Raw genomic sequence first — 20,655 nt, forward strand, 5'->3', positions numbered from 1 at the left:
AAACGCTGTAATTATTCTTCAAAAATAATGAAATATAGAATGCTCTATTTGGTTTTGGAAATAAATTATTAATTTGTACGAAAATTATTTTTAAAAGTAATTCTGTCTTCCCAACCTTTTTTAAAATTTAATCATCTATAGATTAAAACTCTCTTATGAAAAATATATTATTTGTTTTATTATTTATCTCTACCTCAGTATTTGCACAACAAAATGAAAAGAAATGGGAAAAAGTAATTGATTTTGAAAATGAAGGAAAAACCAAATCAGCTAATGAATTAGTTGAAAAAATCTATAAAGATGCCGTTTCAGATAAAGATGAAGCCGAAATGATAAAATGTTTTTTCTATCATTCAAAATACCTGCTTCTTATTGACGAAAATGCACAGACTAAAATTTTAAATAATTTGAAAACCGATATAAATCGAGTTTCTATACCTTCAAAAGCAATTTTGAATCTCATTTATGCAAAATGCCTTAATGATTATTTTATTCAAAATAATTATTCCATCCGAAATAGAACAAATATCAAAACTCTAAATGATGACTTTTTAACTTGGACAGCAGTCAATTTTACGTCTCAAATCAATTTAATTTTAAAAAAGAGTTTAGAAAATGAACTTGTTTTAAAAAATACTCCACTTTCAAAATACGATCAGATTTTTGACTATTCGACTTTAGAAGAATTTAAAAACGAAAATTTATTTGATTATATCATCAAAGAAAATATCGACATTTATAGTTCAAAAGTTTATTCCGCTAGCTTTGCTCAAGAAGATATAATTAAATACAAAAATGACTTATTAGGAAGCTCTGCCAATTTCAAAAAACTGAATTTAGATTTTGTAACTTATGACGATTTACGTTTAGCATTATCATTATACCAAAAACAAGAAACCATAGATCCAAAGCAAGAAAATCAATGGGAACGCATTCAGTTTTTAAAAAATAAATTAAATCTCTCCAATGAAGAATATCTTGATGTCATAATTCGCTTTCAAAAAACGGTAAAAGACAATTCGCTTATTCAGAAAATTCAATTGGAGAAAGCCTCAATTCTTGATCGAGAAGCATCAAGAGAATTGAAGCCAAATAATAATATCGACGCCATAGCAATTCTTGACAGTATAATAAAAATAAATAATCGATCAAATGCTTATAAACTTGCGATACAGAGAAAAGCAAACATTCTTTCCAAATCTTTATATGTCCAGCTGGAGAAATACATTTACAATGAACAAAATGCAAGGGCGTTTATTCATTACAAAAATGTAGATACTTTAAAAGTTTCATTTTATAAAATAACCCATAAACTGCTTCTTGATTTTAAAACAAGAAATCTAAACAAAGATAGTTTGGTGAATAGCATTGTTTTAAAAAATGCTCCTTCTTACACAAAAGAATATTCGCTTGTAAACAAAAAAGACTATTTTAAATATACCACCGAAATACTTTTGCCAAATATAAAAACTGGATCTTATTTAGTTTATTTTGAAAGCAATTCTGACATTAAAAATACAAAAGCTTATACGTATGAAACTATAACTTCATCAAACATTAGTGTTCTTGCCTCTCAAGAAAATGAAATCGAAAAATATCAGGTTTTAGATCGAAAAACGGGAAAACCTATAGAAAATGTTACCATAAAAACTTATAGCGCCACCTTTAAAACAGGAAAAAATGGAATCGCAGTTTACAATACTAAAAATGTAAAATTCAGAGGTGATACACTTGAATTGTTTACTTCAAATGATAGTATTCTGATTCACAAAGATTACATCAATTACAGCGTAGATTACGATAAAAGTGAAAATGAAGATGAAGATGACGATTATAAAGGAAAAGTCGAATTTTATTTAGACCGAGCCATTTATCGTCCGGGGCAAACTCTTTATTTTAAAGGAATTGCTATTAAAAAGAAGAAAAACAAAACCAGCGTTGTTCCGCAAACTTCTTTTAAAATTATTTTTAGAGACGCATCTTATAATGAAATCAAGAAATTTGATGTAACGACCAATGAATTTGGTTCTTTTTCTGGCGAATTTATTTTACCAAAATCAGGTTTGACAGGTTCTTTTGGAATTTCTGCTGAAGAATCTGATAATTCGAAAAATGATATTATTTATAATAAAAAAGAAAACGATCATCCGTTTTGGGATCATGTTGACTTAGAAAATTCTCAAACCTACTTTAGAGTTGAAGAATATAAACGTCCAAAATTTGAAGTCACTTTTGAACCTAAAAAAGAAACTTTTAAAGTAAACCAATCCATAAAGGTAAAAGGAAACGCCAAAGCTTTTGCTGGAAGTTCGATTTCTGATGCAAAAGTTACTTATAAAGTTACACGATATGCAGGCTATTACGCGAGAGACTACTATTCGTCAAGTTCAAATGAAGTTTTAGTAACAGGCGAAACCAAAACAGATGCATCGGGGAATTTTGCGATTGATTTTATCGCTGTTCCTTCTGAGGAAAGTTCAAAAAAAGATCTTCCAGTTTTCAATTATCTTATAGAAGCACAAGTAACTGATATAAATGGAGAAACTCACGATGCACAAACAAATGTAAAAGTGGGATATCATGATTTGGTTCTTGAAACTGTAATTAATCCTCAAATTAATACAAAAGATAAAAATGAAATTATTCTAAAAAGCACCAATTTAAATGGTGAATTTTTAGCTGTGAAAGGTGAAATTAAAATATATTTCGTACGTCCGTTGCCAAGCAAATTCAAAAAACGAGTATGGCCTACGCCAGAAATTAAAATACTATCTGATGAAGATTTTGAAAAACTATTTCCGTACGAACAAAACAGTCAGGAATATAGCAAAGAAGATGAAATCTTAGTTTATTCAAAAAAAGTAGATACCGAAAAAGATAAAAAAATCGCATTAGATTTTATTTCAAATTACAAATCTGGAAACTACAAAATTGTCTTTTCAGCAAAAGATAGTTTTGATAATTTAATAGAAAACACAACTAAATTCCAGATTAAACAAAGCAAAGATAAATTCAATCCAAGCGTATTATTTTCGGCTGTGCAGATAAATGAAGATGCGAAAAAAGATGGTTTTGTATTATTAAAATTAACCTCTGTAGTTCCGGAACTTTATATTTCAACAATTGGAAATTATGATAGTAAAGTCTTTTTTGAAAAAATTATTCATTTAGAAAACCACGAAACGACAATAAAAATTCCACTAAAGAAGGAGTTTTACAACATATTAAGAATCGGGTTTCAAAGCATATTTGAAAACGAAGTTTTTTCTAGTGATGTAGCAGTTGAATTAAAATCTATTACTCCTAAATTAGAATTCAATGTAGAAACATTTAGGAGTAAAATACAGCCTGGAAGTCCAGAAAACTGGTCATTCAAATTAAAATCAAAAGACACCAAAAACGAAGCTGAAGTTTTAGCATCAATGTATGACAGTTCATTAGATCAGTTTACAAAAAATGATTGGAATATATTAGCCATAAACGACTATAATTATAACGGAAGCTATAAGAAATCGTCATTTGGTTTTGATCAGGTTTCTGCCTCTATTATGTATTTAAATCTGCCTCTAAACCGACTTGAACTATTTAGTGAAGACACTAAATTAATGTCGTTTGGATTCGATTTTAACAGCAAAAATAATATTTATCAAAAGAGACTGTATCAAATGCAGATTGCTAAAAAGGCTAAAAAACCTTTCAATGCAAAATTGATTTCGGGAATTGTAACTGATAATTCTGGACTTGCCTTGCCAGGAGCTTCTATTGTCGTAAAAGGTACAAGACGTGGCACTCAAAGCGATTTTGATGGTTATTATGAAATAGACGCCAAAGAAAACGAAGAACTTGAGTTTAGTTATATTGGCAGTAAAACCCAATCTGTATTAGTAGGAAACAGAAAATTCATTGATATTGTTTTAACTAATGATTCAAGTACTTTATCAGAGGTTGTGGTAAATACTGCATATGGCATTCAGAAAAAAGCAAGCTTATCTGCCGCCATTACTACGGTTAGCTCAAATGTTATTTATGAAGAAGACAATACTGTTTATGATATAAATTCTGTAAACAAAAAGGCATTAGAAGAATTAAATCAAGTGAAAGCAAGAAAAAATTTATCTGAAACTGCTTTCTTTTTGCCAAATTTAAAAACAGATTCGCAAGGAAAAGTGAGTTTCTCTTTTACATCGCCAGAAGCTTTAACGGCTTGGAAACTTCGCTTATTTGCACACAACAAAGAAGCAGTTTCTGGTTATTTGCAGAAAAACGTTGTGACTCAAAAGGAATTAATGCTTTTGCCAAATTTCCCGCGTTTCTTTAGGGAAAAAGATACGATTGTTATCACGACGAAAATTTCAAATGTTACCGCCGAAGCGAAAACTGGAATTGCTGCTTTACAGCTTTTCGATGCAGTAACAATGGAACCAATTGATGCTAAAATGCTAAATGCAGATAACATTAAAAATTTCACCATTCTAGCTTATGGAAATACTACAGCAAGTTGGACCGTTACAATTCCTGAAGGTTTACAAGGCGTTCAATATAAAATCGTGGCAAAATCAGGTGATTTCTCAGATGGAGAAGAAAATATTATCCCTGTTTTAACTAACAATATGCTCGTTACAGAAAGTATTCCGATTTGGGTTCGTGAAAACTCGACCAAAGAATACACTTTTGAAAACTTAAAAAACAATAATTCGACAACATTAAAAAATCATCAATTTACATTTGAGTACACTTCCAATCCTGCATGGATCGCAATTCAATCTTTGCCTTATTTAATGGAATATGAACACGAATGTGCAGAACAAACTTTTGCCAGATATTATTCGAATGCGCTTGCTACAGAAGTAATTTCAAGCAATCCGAAAATTGCTGCCATTTTTGATGAATGGAGAAAAAAAGGGAAAATCAATCCAAAATTAGAAGAAAATGAAGAACTAAAATCAATTGTTCTGGCAGAAACGCCGTGGTTAAATGATAATCAAAATGAAGAGGAAAAGAGGAAAAGTTTTGCCGTTTTATTTGATTTAGAAAAAATGAAAACTTCGCAAGAAACCACTTTCGAGAAATTAAAAAAGAAACAAAATTCTTATGGTAGTTTTTCATGGTTTGAAGGCGGTACGGGAGACGATTACATTACTAGACATATTTTAGCCGGATTAGGCCATTTGTCAAAATTGGTTAGAAATCAAAATCTTAAAATTGATGAAATTACTAAAACTGCAATTCCTTTTATAGATGGCAAATTTTTACAAGAACATCAAAAAAGGGCAAAATTCAATAAGGAGACGAACAGTTTAATTTGGAGATGGCCATATTCTAATTTGCATTATTTATATAGCAGAAGTTTTTATTTAGAACAATATCCGCTTTCGGACACTTTAAAAAAAGTAACCAAATTATATCTCGAAACAGCAAAAAAAGATTGGCTAGATTATTCTATTTATGAAAAAGGATTGACTGCTTTAGTCTTAAATCGTTTTGGAGAAAAGGAAAGCGCTAAAAAAATCATTGAAAGTTTAAAAGAAAATTCATCTAACAATGAAGATTGGGGAATGTATTGGATTGCCAATAAACCAGGTTGGTACTGGTATCAAGCGCCTATAGAAACTCAAGCTCTTTTAATTGAGGCTTTCGCCGAAGTTACTCAAGACACCAAATCTGTTGATGCAATGAAAGTCTGGCTACTAAAAAACAAACAAGCTAAAAACTGGCCAACAACAAGATCAACTAGTGAAGCAATTTATGCATTATTACTTCAAGGCAGCGATTGGCTTTCTGTAAAAGACAATACAGTTATAAAATTGGGAGATGAAAAAATCATGACCAAAAAATTATCCGAAAATGAAAAAGAAGCCGAAACGGGTTATATCAAACTAAACTGGAAAGCTGAAGAAGTAAAAAAAGAAATGGCTTCGATCAGCGTTCAAAACAAATCTAGAATCCCAGGTTTTGGTGGTGTTTATTGGCAGTATTTTGAAGATTTAGATAAAATTAAAAATAACACTGGAGCTGTTTTATCTGTTTCGAAAGAATTGTATCTAAAGAAAAACACGCTAAAAGGTGACGAATTACAAAAGATAACAACTGAAAATTCTTTAAAAATTGGAGATTTAGTTACAGTCCGTTTAATTATCACTTCGAAAGAAGATTTGGAATACATTCATTTAAAAGATATGCGCGCTTCTTGTTTTGAGCCTGTAAATGTATTTTCACAATATCAATATTCTGATAGATTGGGATATTATATGAGTACAAAAGATGCAGCCACTCATTTCTTCTTTGACAAAATCAATAAAGGAACTTATGTTTTAGAATATGATATTCGAGTAAATAACAGCGGAGAATTCTCAAACGGAATTACGACAATACAAAGTATGTATGCACCAGAATTTGCAAGTCATACAAAAGGAATTCGAGTAAAAGTGAATTAATAAAATTTAGGCATAAAAAAACCTAACAGGCTTTAAAAACCTGTTAGGTTTGATATTTAAATCTGAAATGAAGATTATTTAGTAATCGTCAATTCGTCGATAATGTTTTTAGCTCCAGCGTATTTGTCGATAATCCAAAGCACATAACGAATATCAACGTTGATAGTTCTTTGTAATTTAGGATCAAAAATAACGTCTCCAGCCATAGCTTCGATGTTTCCATCAAAAGCAATTCCGATTAATTCTCCTTTTCCGTTAAGAACTGGCGAACCAGAGTTTCCTCCTGTAATATCGTTATCAGTTAAGAAGTTTACTGGCATATATCCTGCTTTATCAGCATATTGTCCGTAATCTTTTTTCTTGTTTAATTCTAATAAACGAGCTGGCAAGTCAAATTCTTGATCTCCTGCTTTGTATTTTTTAACCATACTTTCCATTGTAGTATAGTTATTGATTTTAGCATCGTTGCGAGGATCTGCAGGTAAAGCACGAACTTTTCCGTAAGTCAATCTCAAAGTAGAGTTTGCATCTGGATATTTAATTGCGTTCAATTTAGACTCTCTTAAACCTTCAACCAATTTACGGTAAGCAGTTGCAAATCCATCATCAGCTTTTGCCTGATCATCTGTTTTAGAACGGTATTTTGTCAATAAATCATTAGAAATAATATACAACGGATCGTGTACAATTGCCAATGGCTTTGGATCAGCTAAAAATGCCAATACTTTTTCTTTAGTTGTAAAATAACTAATTTCAGTTGCTTTCGCTACATCTGCAGTAAAGTCACCATTGTTAGCCGTTTTCATTTTTGCGATTTCAGGGGCAAGTCCGTACTCAGCAGCTTTTTCAGCATATAAATTCAATTGTGCTGTTAAAACATCTTTTTCTAATGGCGCGTAAAATTCACCATAAATGTTTTCAATCATCGCATTGATCTTAGGAAGCATTTCAGCTTTCTTTGCATCATTTTCTTTGTAATAAGCAATTAATGCATTTCCTAAATTAGCTGGAGCAGTTGCATAAGCAGAAGTACGTAAAAGTTGTGTCAAATAATTATCGTGACGCGCTTTTAAGTTTGTTTCTCTGTAATAATCGTTGATAGTCGGAATTACATTCTCGTATTTTTCTTTGTTTGCAGGTTTACTTGCCCACTCGTAGAATTTATCTTCTTGTTCTGCTTTTGTATCAACAGTCCCAGCTTTTGTTAAAGCATCAATCATACCTTGACGGTTTTTCCAGTAGTTTGCTGTAGAAGCATATTTAGAAGCATAGTCTAAACGAACAGTTGCATCTTTATCCATATACTTTTTCATAACATCCATTCCGGTTTTTGCACCTTCAACCCAAGCAGGATAAGCATATTTAATGTTTTGCTCAATTCCTCCAGCAGGCATCCAACGGTTTGTTCTTCCTGGATAACCTAAGATCATTGCAAAATCATTTTCTTTTACTCCTTTTAAACTAACTGGCAAATAGTGTTTTGGCTGTAACGGCACATTGTCTTTAGAATATGCTGCTGGATTTCCGTCTTTATCTGCATAAACTCTAAACATAGAGAAATCTCCTGTTTGACGAGGCCACTCCCAGTTGTCTGTATCTCCACCAAATTTACCTACGCTTTCAGGCGGAGTTCCTACTAAACGAACGTCTGTGTAATCTTGGTAAACAAAATAGTAATATTCATTTCCTTGAAAAAAAGGACGAACAGAAACAGTGTATTTTCCATTTTCGCTATTTTCTTTTTCAATCAAAGCGATCTCTTGTTGAATAACTTTGTTTCTTTCAGTTTCTGTCATTGTATCATTTACTTTTGACAAAATTCTTTTCGAAACATCGTCCATACGAACGAAGAAACGAACATATAAAGATTTAGGCTTTAGTTCTTCTGAACGACTTTTTGCCCAAAAACCATCTTTCAAATGATTTTGTTCTGCAGTTGAAAGTTCTGCAATCGCACTATAACCACAGTGGTGATTAGTAAGAACCAAACCGCTGTTAGAAACTATCTCAGCAGTACAACCTCCATTAAACTGGACGATTGCATCTTTCAAACTATGATTGTTAATGCTGTAAATTTCTTGAGCCGTCAATTGCAAGCCCATTTTTTCCATATCTCTATGGTTCAATCTTTCGATAAACATCAAAAACCACATTCCTTCATCCGCTCTCATTGGGAAAGCCATAAGGGACATGGTCAAGAATAAAATTACTTTTTTCATGTTATTTTGTTTAAGTGATGCGAATATAAGCCATTTTGATAATTATTTCATCTTAAACGATTCTAAAATTAAATATGAGAATGATTTTTTAACTCTTTATTACGAATTTAATATTCTATAATCAAAAAATAATATTGAGTTTCAAATCTGTATTACAAAAAAGAAATTTTCTATCTTTCCAAAAAACAAAAAAGTCTCGCAACCCAAAAATCATATTTATTCTATGATAAAAAAACCACAGCACAGTTCTTTTCAAAAACTGATTTTATTTGTCATTTTTCTTGTAAGCGCTCATATGAATGCTCAAGTAATTCAGGAATTTTTGATCGAGAAGCCTGAATCCAAAACTCAATTAAAAGAAAGAAATTTAAACGGAAAAGTAAGAACAATTAAAACCTGTTTCTTTACAATCGAAAACACCCCAAAACAGCAAAACATTAAAAAACTACTTAATCCAAATATTTATGGTTTGTACGAAACTTTTAATGCATCGGGAAGATTGACAAAAAAAATAAACTTACATCCTCCTGTTTATTTCCCAATAGACACTATTGGTGGAGACAGTCTGGTTTATAACAACAAAGGAAAACTTGAAAAATCTTTTTATACAAGTGCAATCGGAGTGGATTTTATCAAAAAATTTAATGATAAAGAAGATAAAATCTCTCAGGAAGAAATCAAAAAAGATGAGGATACTTATTTTGGGGCCAACAACTATTATTCTTACAAATATAATACAGCAGGCTATAAAATAGAGGCCATAGAATATTCATCAGATGACAATAAAAAGGATCCGAAAAAAGCAAAGGTGCGATCTTATTACAAGTACGATGCTAAAAACAGACTTATAGAAGAAAGCAGATACGGAGAGTTGCTGAGTTTTTTGATCGAACCAAAAGAAACACCTCTTACATTTAGTTATAAATACGACCTAAAAGACAATCTCATTGAAGAGAGTTGCTTTTATAAAGACCCAGTATATAAAGCGACGTATAATTACGACAGTAATAATATTTTAATAAAACAAATTTATACAGAAAAAGGCAAAACGGATACAGCTCTACTTAAAAATGGCTTAATAAGTCAGCGAACCGTTACTAATAAAAATAATTATATAGAAAGCAGAGTTTATAAATACGAATTTGATGCAACCGGAAACTGGATCAAATTAAACATTTCAACAACTATTTCTGAAAATGGAAAAAAAACAATTAAAAAAGAGACTTTAGTAACCAAAGAAATCACTTACTATGAATAAAATAAAAACTCTAATCGTAGTTTTATTATTTATAAATTACGGTTTCTCACAAGTTGGTTCTGAATATATTTTTAAGAATGACTGGGAAAAATTTGGTCTGAAAGGAAATGTAAAAACAGTAAAAACGGCTATGAAAGTTAGTAATGACGAGCGCTGGAATTCGAATTTGTTTTATAAATACAATCCAGTTCTGCATAATTACTATGCTACTGACGAATATGATCGTGAATTGTATTACAAAAAATTCAATACCTACGGAATGATTATTGAACGTTCTGATAAAAGAATTTCCAATTTAAATGAAGAATTTGAAAAAGGTCAGGTTTTTAAATTTCAAATTGATTCAGTTGATTTTTTTAACAAACAAAAAATCGCTTCGCAATGCAACTTTTTGTTCGGAATGAATCCAAACAGAACACACACATATGACGATTCAAAAGAAGAGATGAAATATGAGTACAAAACAGAAAATCAAAAGATCACTGAAGAACTCTACTTTAATGATTATTCTAGCGATGAATTTCCAAAGGAGGATACTTTAAAATTCGACCGTAGGACTTTGTTTTTCTACAATCCTAAAGGACAGGTTGTTAAAAAGCAGATTATTATTCCGCTTGACCAATATAGTAGTCACAGCACAGAAACATTCTACGATCGAGAGATTTTTAACGACAATACATTAAATGTCAATTACACTTATAATGATCAAGGCCAAATCACAAAAATGACGGTTTATAAAAGAAAAGAATTCTTATATGAAGAAATTTACAAAATCGAGAACAATAAAGTAATCGAAATGGAAAAACACGTCGACAGTGAACATACCCACAACGAATTTGATAGTGATAAGGTCGTTTATAAATACGATGGCTTTGGTAATGTAAGTTCCATGACGTCTTATGACAATGAGGTGGGAGAAGAAATCCTTATTTCAATACTTTTTGATTACACTTTTGACAGTAAAAATAACTGGACGCTTTGTAAAATGTATGTCAATCAAAAAAATGCGATTCCAGATGCTGTAGCAGAAAGGAAAATAGAATATTACAAAAATTAGTATGCTTTTGAATACAAAAACATTCCAATTTAAAAACAAAAACCACTAACGATGAATTGTTAGTGGTTTTTTATATTTAAAAAAATATCTTTTTATTCGTTAAGCATTTTCCAAAGTTTATCTTTTAAATCTGTTAAACCCTGTTGTGCAACAGAAGAGATAAACATATAAGGGATTCCTTTGAAAGAAACATCTAACTCTGCTTTCAATTCTGCTTTTAGTTCATCATCCAACATATCGCATTTTGAAATAACAACAAGACGTTCTTTATCTAACATTTCAGGATTGTATTTCGTTAATTCGTTAACCAAAATATCATATTCTGCTTTGATGTCTGGAGTATCAACGGGAACTAAAAACAATAACGTTGAGTTACGTTCAATATGACGCAAGAAATAATGACCAAGACCTTTTCCTTCAGCAGCACCTTCAATAATTCCAGGAATATCGGCAATTACAAAAGACTGAAAATCTCTGTAAGCTACGATTCCTAAATTTGGTTTTAAAGTCGTAAACGGATAATCAGCAATTTTTGGTTTTGCAGAAGTCAATACAGACAATAAAGTAGACTTTCCTGCATTAGGAAAACCAACTAAACCAACATCTGCCAAAACTTTAAGTTCTAGAATAACATCCATTTCTATTCCAAGCAAACCTGGCTGTGCATAACGAGGCGTTTGGTTTGTAGAACTTCTAAAATGCCAGTTTCCTAAACCTCCCTTTCCTCCTTTTGCCAGAATTTGTTTTTCTCCGTGTTCTGTAATTTCAAAAAGTGTTTCACCAGTTTCTTTGTCTTTTACAACAGTTCCTAGTGGCACTTCAATTACTTTATCTTCTCCATCTGCCCCCGTACTTCTGTCAGAACCACCATCTCCACCGTGACCCGCTTTAATGTGACGTGCAAACTTTAAATGAAATAATGTCCAAAGTCCTTTATTCCCAACTAAATATACATGTCCTCCGCGACCTCCATCTCCTCCGTCTGGACCACCTTTTTCAATAAATTTCTCTCTATGTAAATGCGTAGATCCTTTTCCTCCTTTTCCGGAAGAAACATATATCTTAACGTAATCTACAAAATTTCCTTCTGTCATTTTTCTGAATTTCAGATTTTAGATTTCAGATTTTAGATTTCTCTAGCTTCTATTTCTAAATTCTATTTTATTTATTTTTCAGTGCCAGTCTAGATTTTCAGCACAAACTGCGACTGAAAACTGCGACTGAAAACTATTTTTTTATTCTTTCAATGCTTTGACAAGCACTTTATCAATCTTTACACCGTCCATGTCTATAACTTCAAGAACGAATTTCTGCCAAACTAATTTTTCTCCTTCTTTTGGAATATGCGAAAGCTCAGTCATGATCATTCCGCTTACGGTGTTTACTTCGTAATCGTTTGTTAACTCATCCAATTCGAAATAAGTCAAGAAGTCGTGTAGCGAATAATGTCCGTCAACTAGCCAAGAGCCATCTTCTCTTTCAATTAATTGGAATTCGTCTTTATAAAATTCTGATGCATCACCAACTAAAGCTTCTAAAATGTCATTCAATGTAATCATACCTTGAAAAACACCATATTCATCTGAAACTAAAGCATAATGAACACCTGTTTTTTTGAAATTCTCTAATGCTTTATAAGCCGTAGTTTGTTCCATCAAATAAGGTGCATCAGACATAATTGCAGCCAAATCAAAATTATCGCTTTCGATGTTAGCAAAAATATTTTTCAGCGTTACGACTCCAACAATATCATCGTAATTATCATTGTAAACAGGATAAACTGCATGAAGATCCTGAACTACTAATTCTTTGATTTTTTCTTTATCTTCTTTTAATGGCAACATATCAACCGACTTGCGGTGTGTCATTAAAGAATTTACTTTTCTGTCTCCAATATGGAAAACACGTTCCACAATATCTTGTTCAATTTCTTGAACTTCTCCTACTTCTGTTCCTTCTTTAATGATGGCTTTAATTTCTTCTTCGGTAACTTTTCCATCAGCAGTTGGTTTTATTTGAAGAACATTCAATAAAAAATCTGTTGAAGAAGTCAATAACCAAATGAATGGCGCCGTAATAATCGAAATCACTTTCATTGGCATTGCAACCATTTTAGCAATTGCCTCTGGATAATTTAATCCGATTCGTTTTGGAAGCAATTCTCCTAAAACCAATGAGAAAAAAGTTAAAACTACAACCACAATTCCAACTGCAACTGAATGTGCATAAGGTTTTAGAACTGCAAAACCTGCGACAAAAAGTTCTACATCGGCAGTGATTTTGTCACCAGAATAAATACCCGTCAAAATTCCGATTAAGGTAATTCCAATTTGTACTGTAGATAAAAACTTATTTGGGGAATTGGCTAAATCAAGTGCAGTTTTTGCACTTTTATTGCCTTTTTTCGCAGCTGTTTCGAGCCTGTTTTTACGGGCAGAAATCAAGGCGATTTCAGACATGGAGAAAACTCCGTTTAATAGAATTAGAAAAAATATAATTAGTATTTCCAATTGATAGTGGATTCGTTATAAAATAGTCTTGTTAAATATAATTTGCAATCTTGATTTTTAGACGTTACTTAAAAAACTAATTTTTCTAACCCTAAAACAGTGATTCTTAAAATATCTTAAGAAGCTAGTTTTATGGTTAGAAAAATAGTTCTTTGCGCCCCGATAACTATCGGGATGTAACGTACAGCTGGAATAAGCTTCTACAAATTATCTATAACTGACGTTAATCGCTCTGTAATTTGTTCAATAGTTCCTATACCGTCTACGGCATAAAACTTATTTTGTTCTTTGTAATATCCAATAAGTGGAGCTGTTTTCTCATTGTATTCTTGATATCTTACACGAATTTTTTCTTCGTCTTGATCATCAGCTCTTCCACTTGTTTTTCCTCTTTCTAATAAACGTGCTACCAAAATCTCATCGTCAGCTTCTAAAGCAATTGTTGCTGTAACGCTTGATCCAATAGTTGGTAAAAATTTATCTAAAGCCTCAGCTTGATTAATTGTTCTTGGATAACCGTCGAACAAAAATCCTGCTGTATCTGGATGTTTTTTCACCTCATCAATTAACATTGCAGTTGTTACTTCGCAAGGAACTAGTTCTCCATTGTCCATAAAAACTCTTGCTTTTTTTCCTAGTTCAGTATCATTTTTTAAATTGAAACGAAAAATATCTCCAGTTGAAAGGTGCGTTAAATTGTATTTCTCTTTTAAAAATTCTGCCTGAGTTCCTTTTCCTGCACCAGGCTTTCCAAATAAAACGATGTTAATCATAATTGAAATGAGTGTTGTTACTCCTGTCTTTCAGAAGTCTTTAAATGAATATTTAGTTGTGTTTTGTTATTCTGCTAATTTGTAAACTTCATTCAGATTTCGGCCTAAACCATCATAATCCAAACCATAACCTACAATAAATTTATTCGGAATTCTGATTCCAACATAATCTATTTTAATGTCTTTTTTATACGCTTCTGGCTTAAAGAACAATGTTGCAATCTTAAAATGCTTTACATTTTGCGCTTTAAACAAATGCTTTAATTCTTCAATTGTGTTTCCAGTATCGATAATATCTTCAATAATAATTACCGTTCTTCCCGAAAGATCCTGATTAATTCCGATCAATTCTTTAACCGAATTTGTACTTTCAGTCCCTTCATACGATGCCATTTTGATAAATGAAACCTCGCACGGTTTTTTATATTTTTTCAAAAAATCTGACACTACCATAAAAGCGCCATTCAAAACTCCAATAAAAATTGGCGTATCATCTCCAAAATCATCCTCTACCTGAGCCACTATTTTAGTTAAAGCAAAATCAATTTCTTTAGCCGAAATAAACGGAACAAATTGTTTATCGTGAAGTTGTATCATTATTTTTCTTTTTAAAATAATGGACAAAGATAAAGAATTAGAACTTAACTGCTTCTATCAAAATGGACTGTATCTCGATATTTTTTCTGAATGTTAAATATCAGTTAATGTTTACAAATTATTTTTTGAGACTATCTGAATTTTAAGTAAATTGTTGTACTATAATTATTTAACTCCAAAAACCAATGAAAAAATCCTTAACCTTATTTTCAATTCCGTTATTAGCCTTAATGACTGCCTGCAATGGGCAAGTAAAAAAAGAAGAAAAAGAAGCTTTGGCGAAACAGCCTGGAAATGTTGTAAAAACGGCTATCGGAGACATTACTCTTCCTCCGCCCTATGCCACAGAATCTAAAACCAATAATAGTAAAGTGATTGGCTGGCCAGCTGGCAAAACTCCAAAAGCACCGGAAGGTTTTACTGTAACTAAATTTGCAGACGGATTTGAGAATCCGCGTTGGAGTTATATAGGTCCAAACAATGATATTTTTGTTGTTGAAAGCGGAACCAGAACAAGCAAAAACCAAATTATAGTTTTGCGTGACAATGATAAAGACGGAAAATATGAAACTCGTGAAGTTTTTATTTCTGGTTTAAACAGACCTTTAGGAATGTTAATTTTAAAAGACTTTTTTTACATTGCAAATACTGACGGACTTTACCGTTATCCTTATAAAAACGCACCATTAAAATTAGAAACTCAAGGAACTAAAATTGTTGAACTGCCAGCTGGCGGATACAACAATCACTGGACAAGAAGTTTGCTTGCCAATCCTGAAGGAACAAAAATTTATATTGGTGTTGGTTCAGGAAGTAATGTTGGAGAAAACGGAATGGATAAAGAAATTCGTCGAGCTGCAATTTTAGAAATCAACCCTGATGGAACTGGCGAAAAAATCTATGCTGAGGGACTTAGAAATCCAATGGGAATGGATTGGAATCCTGCCAATAAAAAAGAACTTTGGACTGCGGTAAATGAAAGAGATGAACTTGGTGATGATTTGGTCCCAGATTATATTACGAGTGTAAAAAGAGGCGGTTTTTACGGATGGCCTTATTCGTATTTTGGAAGTATTCCTGATCCAAGATGGAAAGAGAAAGGTGAACGAAAAGATTTGATAAAAAAAGCAATTGTTCCCGATGTTCCAGTTGGTGCTCACACCGCTTCTTTAGGATTGGCTTTTTATACTAAAGATGCTTTTCCTGCGAAATATAAAAACGGAGCATTTGTTGGACAACATGGTTCTTGGAACCGTTCTAAAATTTCAGGTTATAAAGTGTTGTTTGTTCCTTTTAAAGATGGAAAACCTTCAGGAAAACCAGAAGATTTTTTAACTGGCTTTATTTCTGACAATGAAAAAGCAGAAGTTTACGGACGTCCAGTTGCTGTAACGGTTATGAATGACGGATCGCTTTTGGTAAATGATGATAGCGGAAATACAATTTGGAAAGTGACAGCAAATAAATAAAATTCCAATTTTTAACTAACAAATTCCAATCTACAAAAAGATTTTAAACACATAGAGACATAGATTTTTGTTTAAAAGATGTTATTAAAGAAATCTCGTTTTTTCGCATAGTTCGCTATGTGAATTTAAATAAGTGAAACGCCTTTTTTGCCTCAATCAATACTATGTTTCTATGTGTTAAAATTATTTACGTCATAATTTCATCTGTATGATTTCTAAAAAATATTTTCTTCTTCTTTCTGTTCTTTTTATTTCTAGAAATAGTTTGGCACAGGAAAAAGAAGTCCAAAATATTGATTCTACTAAAACTCAAAAACTAAATGAAGTTTTAATTAGTCCGCTTCATATTAATAGAGATTTACAGAATAGTCCCGCTTCTATTGGAATTTTAGCGGAAAAAGAATTACTTCGAAATAATACCACAGATATTAGCAATGTCATTAATACGATTCCTGGCGTTTTTATGCAGTCGTCAAATATTACGACAACCCGAATTTCGATTCGCGGAATTGGAGCGAGAACGCCATACGGAACCAATAAAATAAGAGCTTTTTATGGAAGCATTCCGCTAACTTCTGGAAATAGCGAAACCGTAATTGACGATATCGACCTTCAAAATATCAATCAAATTGAAATTATAAAAGGACCGCTTTCGAGTATTTACGGTGCAGGTTTGGGCGGAGCAATTTTAATTTCGCCTCAAACTTTAAAAAAAGGCAATTATCAAACTGAAATAAGTTCCGTTTTTGGTTCTTTTGGATTATTAAAAAATAGAATAAGTTTTGATTTAAATGAAAAAAGTTCTTCTCTAAATCTAAGTTATCATAATTTAAAGACAGACGGATGGCGCGAAAACAGCACTTACAATCGCGAAGGAATTACGCTTTCGGGAGAATTATTACGAAAGAAAACCAGCAAGCTGACTTACTTTTCCAATTATACTTATTTAAAAGCTTATATTCCGAGTTCAATAAACAAAACCACTTTCGAAAATAATCCGCAAGCAGGCGCGCCAACTTGGGTTTCTTCAAAAGGATTCAAAGAATACAAATCGACTTTAGGCGGATTGGCTTACGATTTCAAAATAAATGATCACCTCAACAATTCGACTTCAGTTTTCATCAATTATAAAGACAGCAACGAACCGCGACCTTTTGATATTTTACGTCAATATACTTTTGCTTCGGGCGTACGAACACAGTTTTCGGGAGATTTTAAAATTGGAAAAATCAAAAATCAGTTTATTGGTGGAATAGAATATTTCAGAGACAATTACAGCGGAAATACTTTTCAAAATCTTTATCAGCAAAATAACGGAAACGGAAGTTTACAAGGCGATCAACTTTCAGCAACCAATCAGAAAAGGCATTTTTATAATATTTTTTCGCAAATCAGAACTTTACTTTCTGATCAATTTGAAATTCAGGCAGGATTAAATTACAACAAAACCAAATTTGAACTGCAAAATGATTTTCCCACTTCCGCGAATAATCCGAAGGAAAAATATAGTTATGACGGCATTTTTTCGCCACAGCTCTCTTTTCTATTTAAACCGAATGAAATTCAGACTTTTTACTTTTCTGTAAGCCGTGGATTTTCTCTTCCTGCAACTGAAGAAACTTTAACCTCATCAGGAAATATCAATCAAGACATAAAACCTGAAACCGGTTATAATTTTGAATTGGGCGGAAAATTTCATTTCTTCAATAAAAAACTTTACACACAAATTGCCATTTATCGAATGGAAATTAAAGATTTATTGGTGGCAAAAAGAATCGGCGAAGATCAATACGAAGGTGTAAATGCTGGAAAAACTTTTCATGAAGGAATTGAAGTTTCATTAAATCATAATTGGCCAATAAATAAGATTTTCAATTTAAACTCCTATATCGGAACCTCAGTCGGGAATTATGAATTCAAAGAATTTGTCGATAATGGAAATGATTATTCTGGAAACAAATTAACTGGAGTTCCCGCCAATACAGCAAGCGCAGGTTTTATTTTAAACACAAATTCAGGATTTTATTTTTCAGCCGATTTTCAGTTCACAGATAAAATTCCAATGAACGATTCAAATGCAGATTTTTCAGATTCTTATTCTTTATTAAATTTAAAAACAGGTTATCAATTTGAGATTTTATCAGGTCTAACGACTCATTTAGACGCAGGAATAAATAATGTGACAAATGAAAAATATGCTTCAATGATTTTAACCAATGCAACAGGAGTTGGAAATGCGCAACCAAGATTTTATTATCCAGGCTTACCGATAAATTATTACGGAATTATCTCATTAAATTACTTATTTTAGCATTGTATTAAATACCAAAAACGATGCCGTCTGAATTGCAAAAAAAATTGGATTACGTAAATGCATATAGAGAAAACCGTCTAAAAGCTGCGCAAGATGTTCTAGAAAACCCCTCGCTTTTTAGTGAATTGGTTTCGATTTGCTTTTCGCCCGAAGACAAAAATAATCATAAAGCCTGCTGGATTTTAGAATTTGTTTCGTACGAAGAATTGCTTTGGCTTCAGCCTCATCTTGATTTTTTCTGTTTGAATCTTAAAATTTTAAAAGATGAAAGTTCCATGCGTCCCATTGCAAAAGTGACACAGCTTTTGGTAAAATCGCATTATAAGAAAAATGAAAACGGAATTCAGCTTTCTGAAAAAAATCTTCAAGATTGCATCGAAGCTTCTTTTGATTGGCTAATCAATGACACCAAAGTCGCTACAAAAGCTTATTCGATCAGAACTTTATATATTCTAGGAAATTATTACGACTGGATTCATCCCGAACTAAAAGTGATAATTGATAAAGATTTCGGAAACCATTCGGCAGCCTACAAAGCCGTTGCTAAAGAAGTTTTGAAGAAAATAAAATAACTTTTTGTTTATAGCCACGAATTCACGAATTATTTTTTCGCATAGATTTTATAAAAATTCGTGAATTCGTGGCTAACAAAAAGTAGAAAATCATTTTAATCCTTTTAATCTGTGGCAAAAATTAAAAAAATATAATTCGTGAATTCGTGGCGAAAAAAACTAAATTTTGGCTAAAAAAAGATTAAAAAGTATCTTTGCAAAAACACAACACAAAATGAATTATTTTTCTTCTGATTTTAAATTAGGAATATTAGGTGGCGGACAATTAGGTAAAATGCTTTTGTTCGACACCAGAAAATTTGATATACAAACTTACGTTCTGGATCCAAGCGACGAAGCGCCAAGTAAAATTGCCTGCAATAAATTCTTTCAAGGTGATTTAATGGATTATGAAACGGTCTACAACTTCGGGAAACAAGTCGATGTTTTGACTTTCGAAATCGAATTGGTAAACCTTGAAGCTTTAACGCAATTAGAAAACGAAGGCCTAAAAGTATATCCATCTCCAAAAACCTTAAAAGGAATTCAGAATAAAGGAACTCAAAAAGATTTTTACGCCAAAAATAATATCCCAACTGCACCATTTCAAAGATTTGAAAATTTAGATCAACTAAAATCTAAAATCAGCGATTTACAATTACCGTTTGTATGGAAATGCACTGAATTTGGTTATGATGGAAATGGTGTAAAAATAGTTCGCCAAATTTCAGATTTAGATACGTTGCCAAATGTAGAATGTATTGCAGAAACTATGGTTCCGTTCAAAAATGAATTGGCGGTAATTGTGGTCAGAAATCCATCGGGCGAAATGAAAACCTATCCGGTTGTAGAAATGGAATTTCACCCAGAAGCGAATCAAGTTGAATATGTAATCTGTCCAGCAAGAATCGATGATAAAGTAGCTGAAAAAGCAAGAGCTGTTGCTTTACAAGTTTCAGAGAATTTTAATCATGTTGGACTTTTAGCAGTTGAAATGTTCCAAACTCAAGACGATGAAATTTTGGTAAACGAAGTTGCTCCTCGCCCACACAATTCTGGTCATTATTCAATCGAAGCAAGTTATACATCACAATTCGAAAATCATTTACGCGCTATTTTAGATCTTCCGTTAGGAAACACAGACAGCAAAGTTGCCGGAATTATGGTAAATTTAGTTGGTGCTGAAGGTCATTCTGGAAATGTAGTGTATGAAAACATCGAAACCATTTTAGGATGGGACGGTGTTACGCCACATATTTACGGTAAAAAACAAACACGCCCGTTCAGAAAGATGGGGCACGTAACCATCGTAAACGAGAACATGTCCGAAGCCAGAAGAATTGCACAGGAAGTTAAGGAAACTATTAAAGTGATCAGTGGTCAGTAATTTTTAGTATTCAGTCGCAGTTTGCACTAACAGTTCACAACTTAAAACAAAATAAACAGCTTTCAGTCTCAACAAACTTGAAACCT

The 20,655-nt window shown here is 32.1% G+C and carries 12 protein-coding genes; 7 read left to right on the forward strand and 5 right to left on the reverse strand.

The features are described 5' to 3' along the window. The first annotated feature begins 155 nt into the window (after positions 1 to 155). Positions 156 to 6,434 carry an alpha-2-macroglobulin family protein gene (locus tag V6624_RS02080; RefSeq protein WP_338840705.1) on the forward strand — a complete coding sequence of 2,093 codons (6,279 nt, stop codon included), beginning with the start codon at positions 156 to 158 and terminating at the stop codon, positions 6,432 to 6,434. A 74-nt stretch (positions 6,435 to 6,508) separates the two neighbouring features. Here V6624_RS02080 and V6624_RS02085 read toward each other — a convergent pair whose 3' ends face one another. Then, positions 6,509 to 8,653: a S46 family peptidase gene (locus tag V6624_RS02085; RefSeq protein WP_338840706.1), complete on the reverse strand. Its 2,145-nt coding sequence runs from the start codon at positions 8,651 to 8,653 to the stop codon at positions 6,509 to 6,511. 223 nt (positions 8,654 to 8,876) lie between these two features. On the opposite strand from V6624_RS02085, the gene V6624_RS02090 reads away from it, so the two are divergent. Together V6624_RS02090 and V6624_RS02095 are read left to right on the forward strand one after the other, a co-directional pair. Then, complete coding sequence (locus tag V6624_RS02090; protein ID WP_338840707.1) at positions 8,877 to 9,911, forward strand: hypothetical protein; 1,035 nt, start codon at positions 8,877 to 8,879, stop codon at positions 9,909 to 9,911. Further along, complete coding sequence (locus tag V6624_RS02095) at positions 9,904 to 10,968, forward strand: hypothetical protein (protein WP_111285028.1); 1,065 nt, start codon at positions 9,904 to 9,906, stop codon at positions 10,966 to 10,968. Before V6624_RS02090 ends, V6624_RS02095 begins: the two co-directional genes overlap by 8 nt. A gap of 92 nt (positions 10,969 to 11,060) precedes the next feature. Here the strand turns inward: V6624_RS02095 and obgE are convergent, their stop codons facing one another. The 4 genes from obgE to hpt form a co-directional block, all read right to left on the reverse strand. Continuing rightward, a complete protein-coding gene (gene obgE, locus V6624_RS02100) occupies positions 11,061 to 12,062 on the reverse strand; it encodes a GTPase ObgE (RefSeq protein ID WP_111285027.1) in 1,002 nt (333 codons plus the stop codon). A 141-nt stretch (positions 12,063 to 12,203) separates the two neighbouring features. Continuing rightward, a complete protein-coding gene (locus tag V6624_RS02105) occupies positions 12,204 to 13,478 on the reverse strand; it encodes a hemolysin family protein (protein WP_111285026.1) in 1,275 nt (424 codons plus the stop codon). Positions 13,479 to 13,678: 200 nt separating this feature from the next. Further along, a complete protein-coding gene (locus V6624_RS02110) occupies positions 13,679 to 14,251 on the reverse strand; it encodes an adenylate kinase (RefSeq protein ID WP_111285025.1) in 573 nt (190 codons plus the stop codon). 66 nt (positions 14,252 to 14,317) lie between these two features. Further along, complete coding sequence (gene hpt / locus V6624_RS02115) at positions 14,318 to 14,848, reverse strand: hypoxanthine phosphoribosyltransferase (RefSeq protein WP_111285024.1); 531 nt, start codon at positions 14,846 to 14,848, stop codon at positions 14,318 to 14,320. 185 nt (positions 14,849 to 15,033) lie between these two features. On the opposite strand from hpt, the gene V6624_RS02120 reads away from it, so the two are divergent. From V6624_RS02120 to V6624_RS02135, 4 genes are all read left to right on the forward strand, one after another. Further along, complete coding sequence (locus V6624_RS02120) at positions 15,034 to 16,317, forward strand: PQQ-dependent sugar dehydrogenase (protein ID WP_111285023.1); 1,284 nt, start codon at positions 15,034 to 15,036, stop codon at positions 16,315 to 16,317. A gap of 208 nt (positions 16,318 to 16,525) precedes the next feature. Beyond that, entirely contained in the window at positions 16,526 to 18,628 is a 2,103-nt protein-coding gene (locus V6624_RS02125; protein WP_111285022.1) for a TonB-dependent receptor, read from the forward strand. Positions 18,629 to 18,651: 23 nt separating this feature from the next. Beyond that, positions 18,652 to 19,203, forward strand: a complete 552-nt coding sequence (locus tag V6624_RS02130; RefSeq protein ID WP_111285021.1) for a hypothetical protein — start codon at positions 18,652 to 18,654, stop codon at positions 19,201 to 19,203. Between the two features lie 214 nt (positions 19,204 to 19,417). Then, positions 19,418 to 20,569 (forward strand): 5-(carboxyamino)imidazole ribonucleotide synthase, encoded by a 1,152-nt coding sequence (locus V6624_RS02135; RefSeq protein WP_111285020.1) that lies wholly within the window; start codon positions 19,418 to 19,420, stop codon positions 20,567 to 20,569. Positions 20,570 to 20,655: the final 86 nt, after the last annotated feature.

The organism is Flavobacterium ginsenosidimutans (assembly GCF_037478105.1).
GTDB lineage: Bacteria > Bacteroidota > Bacteroidia > Flavobacteriales > Flavobacteriaceae > Flavobacterium > Flavobacterium ginsenosidimutans.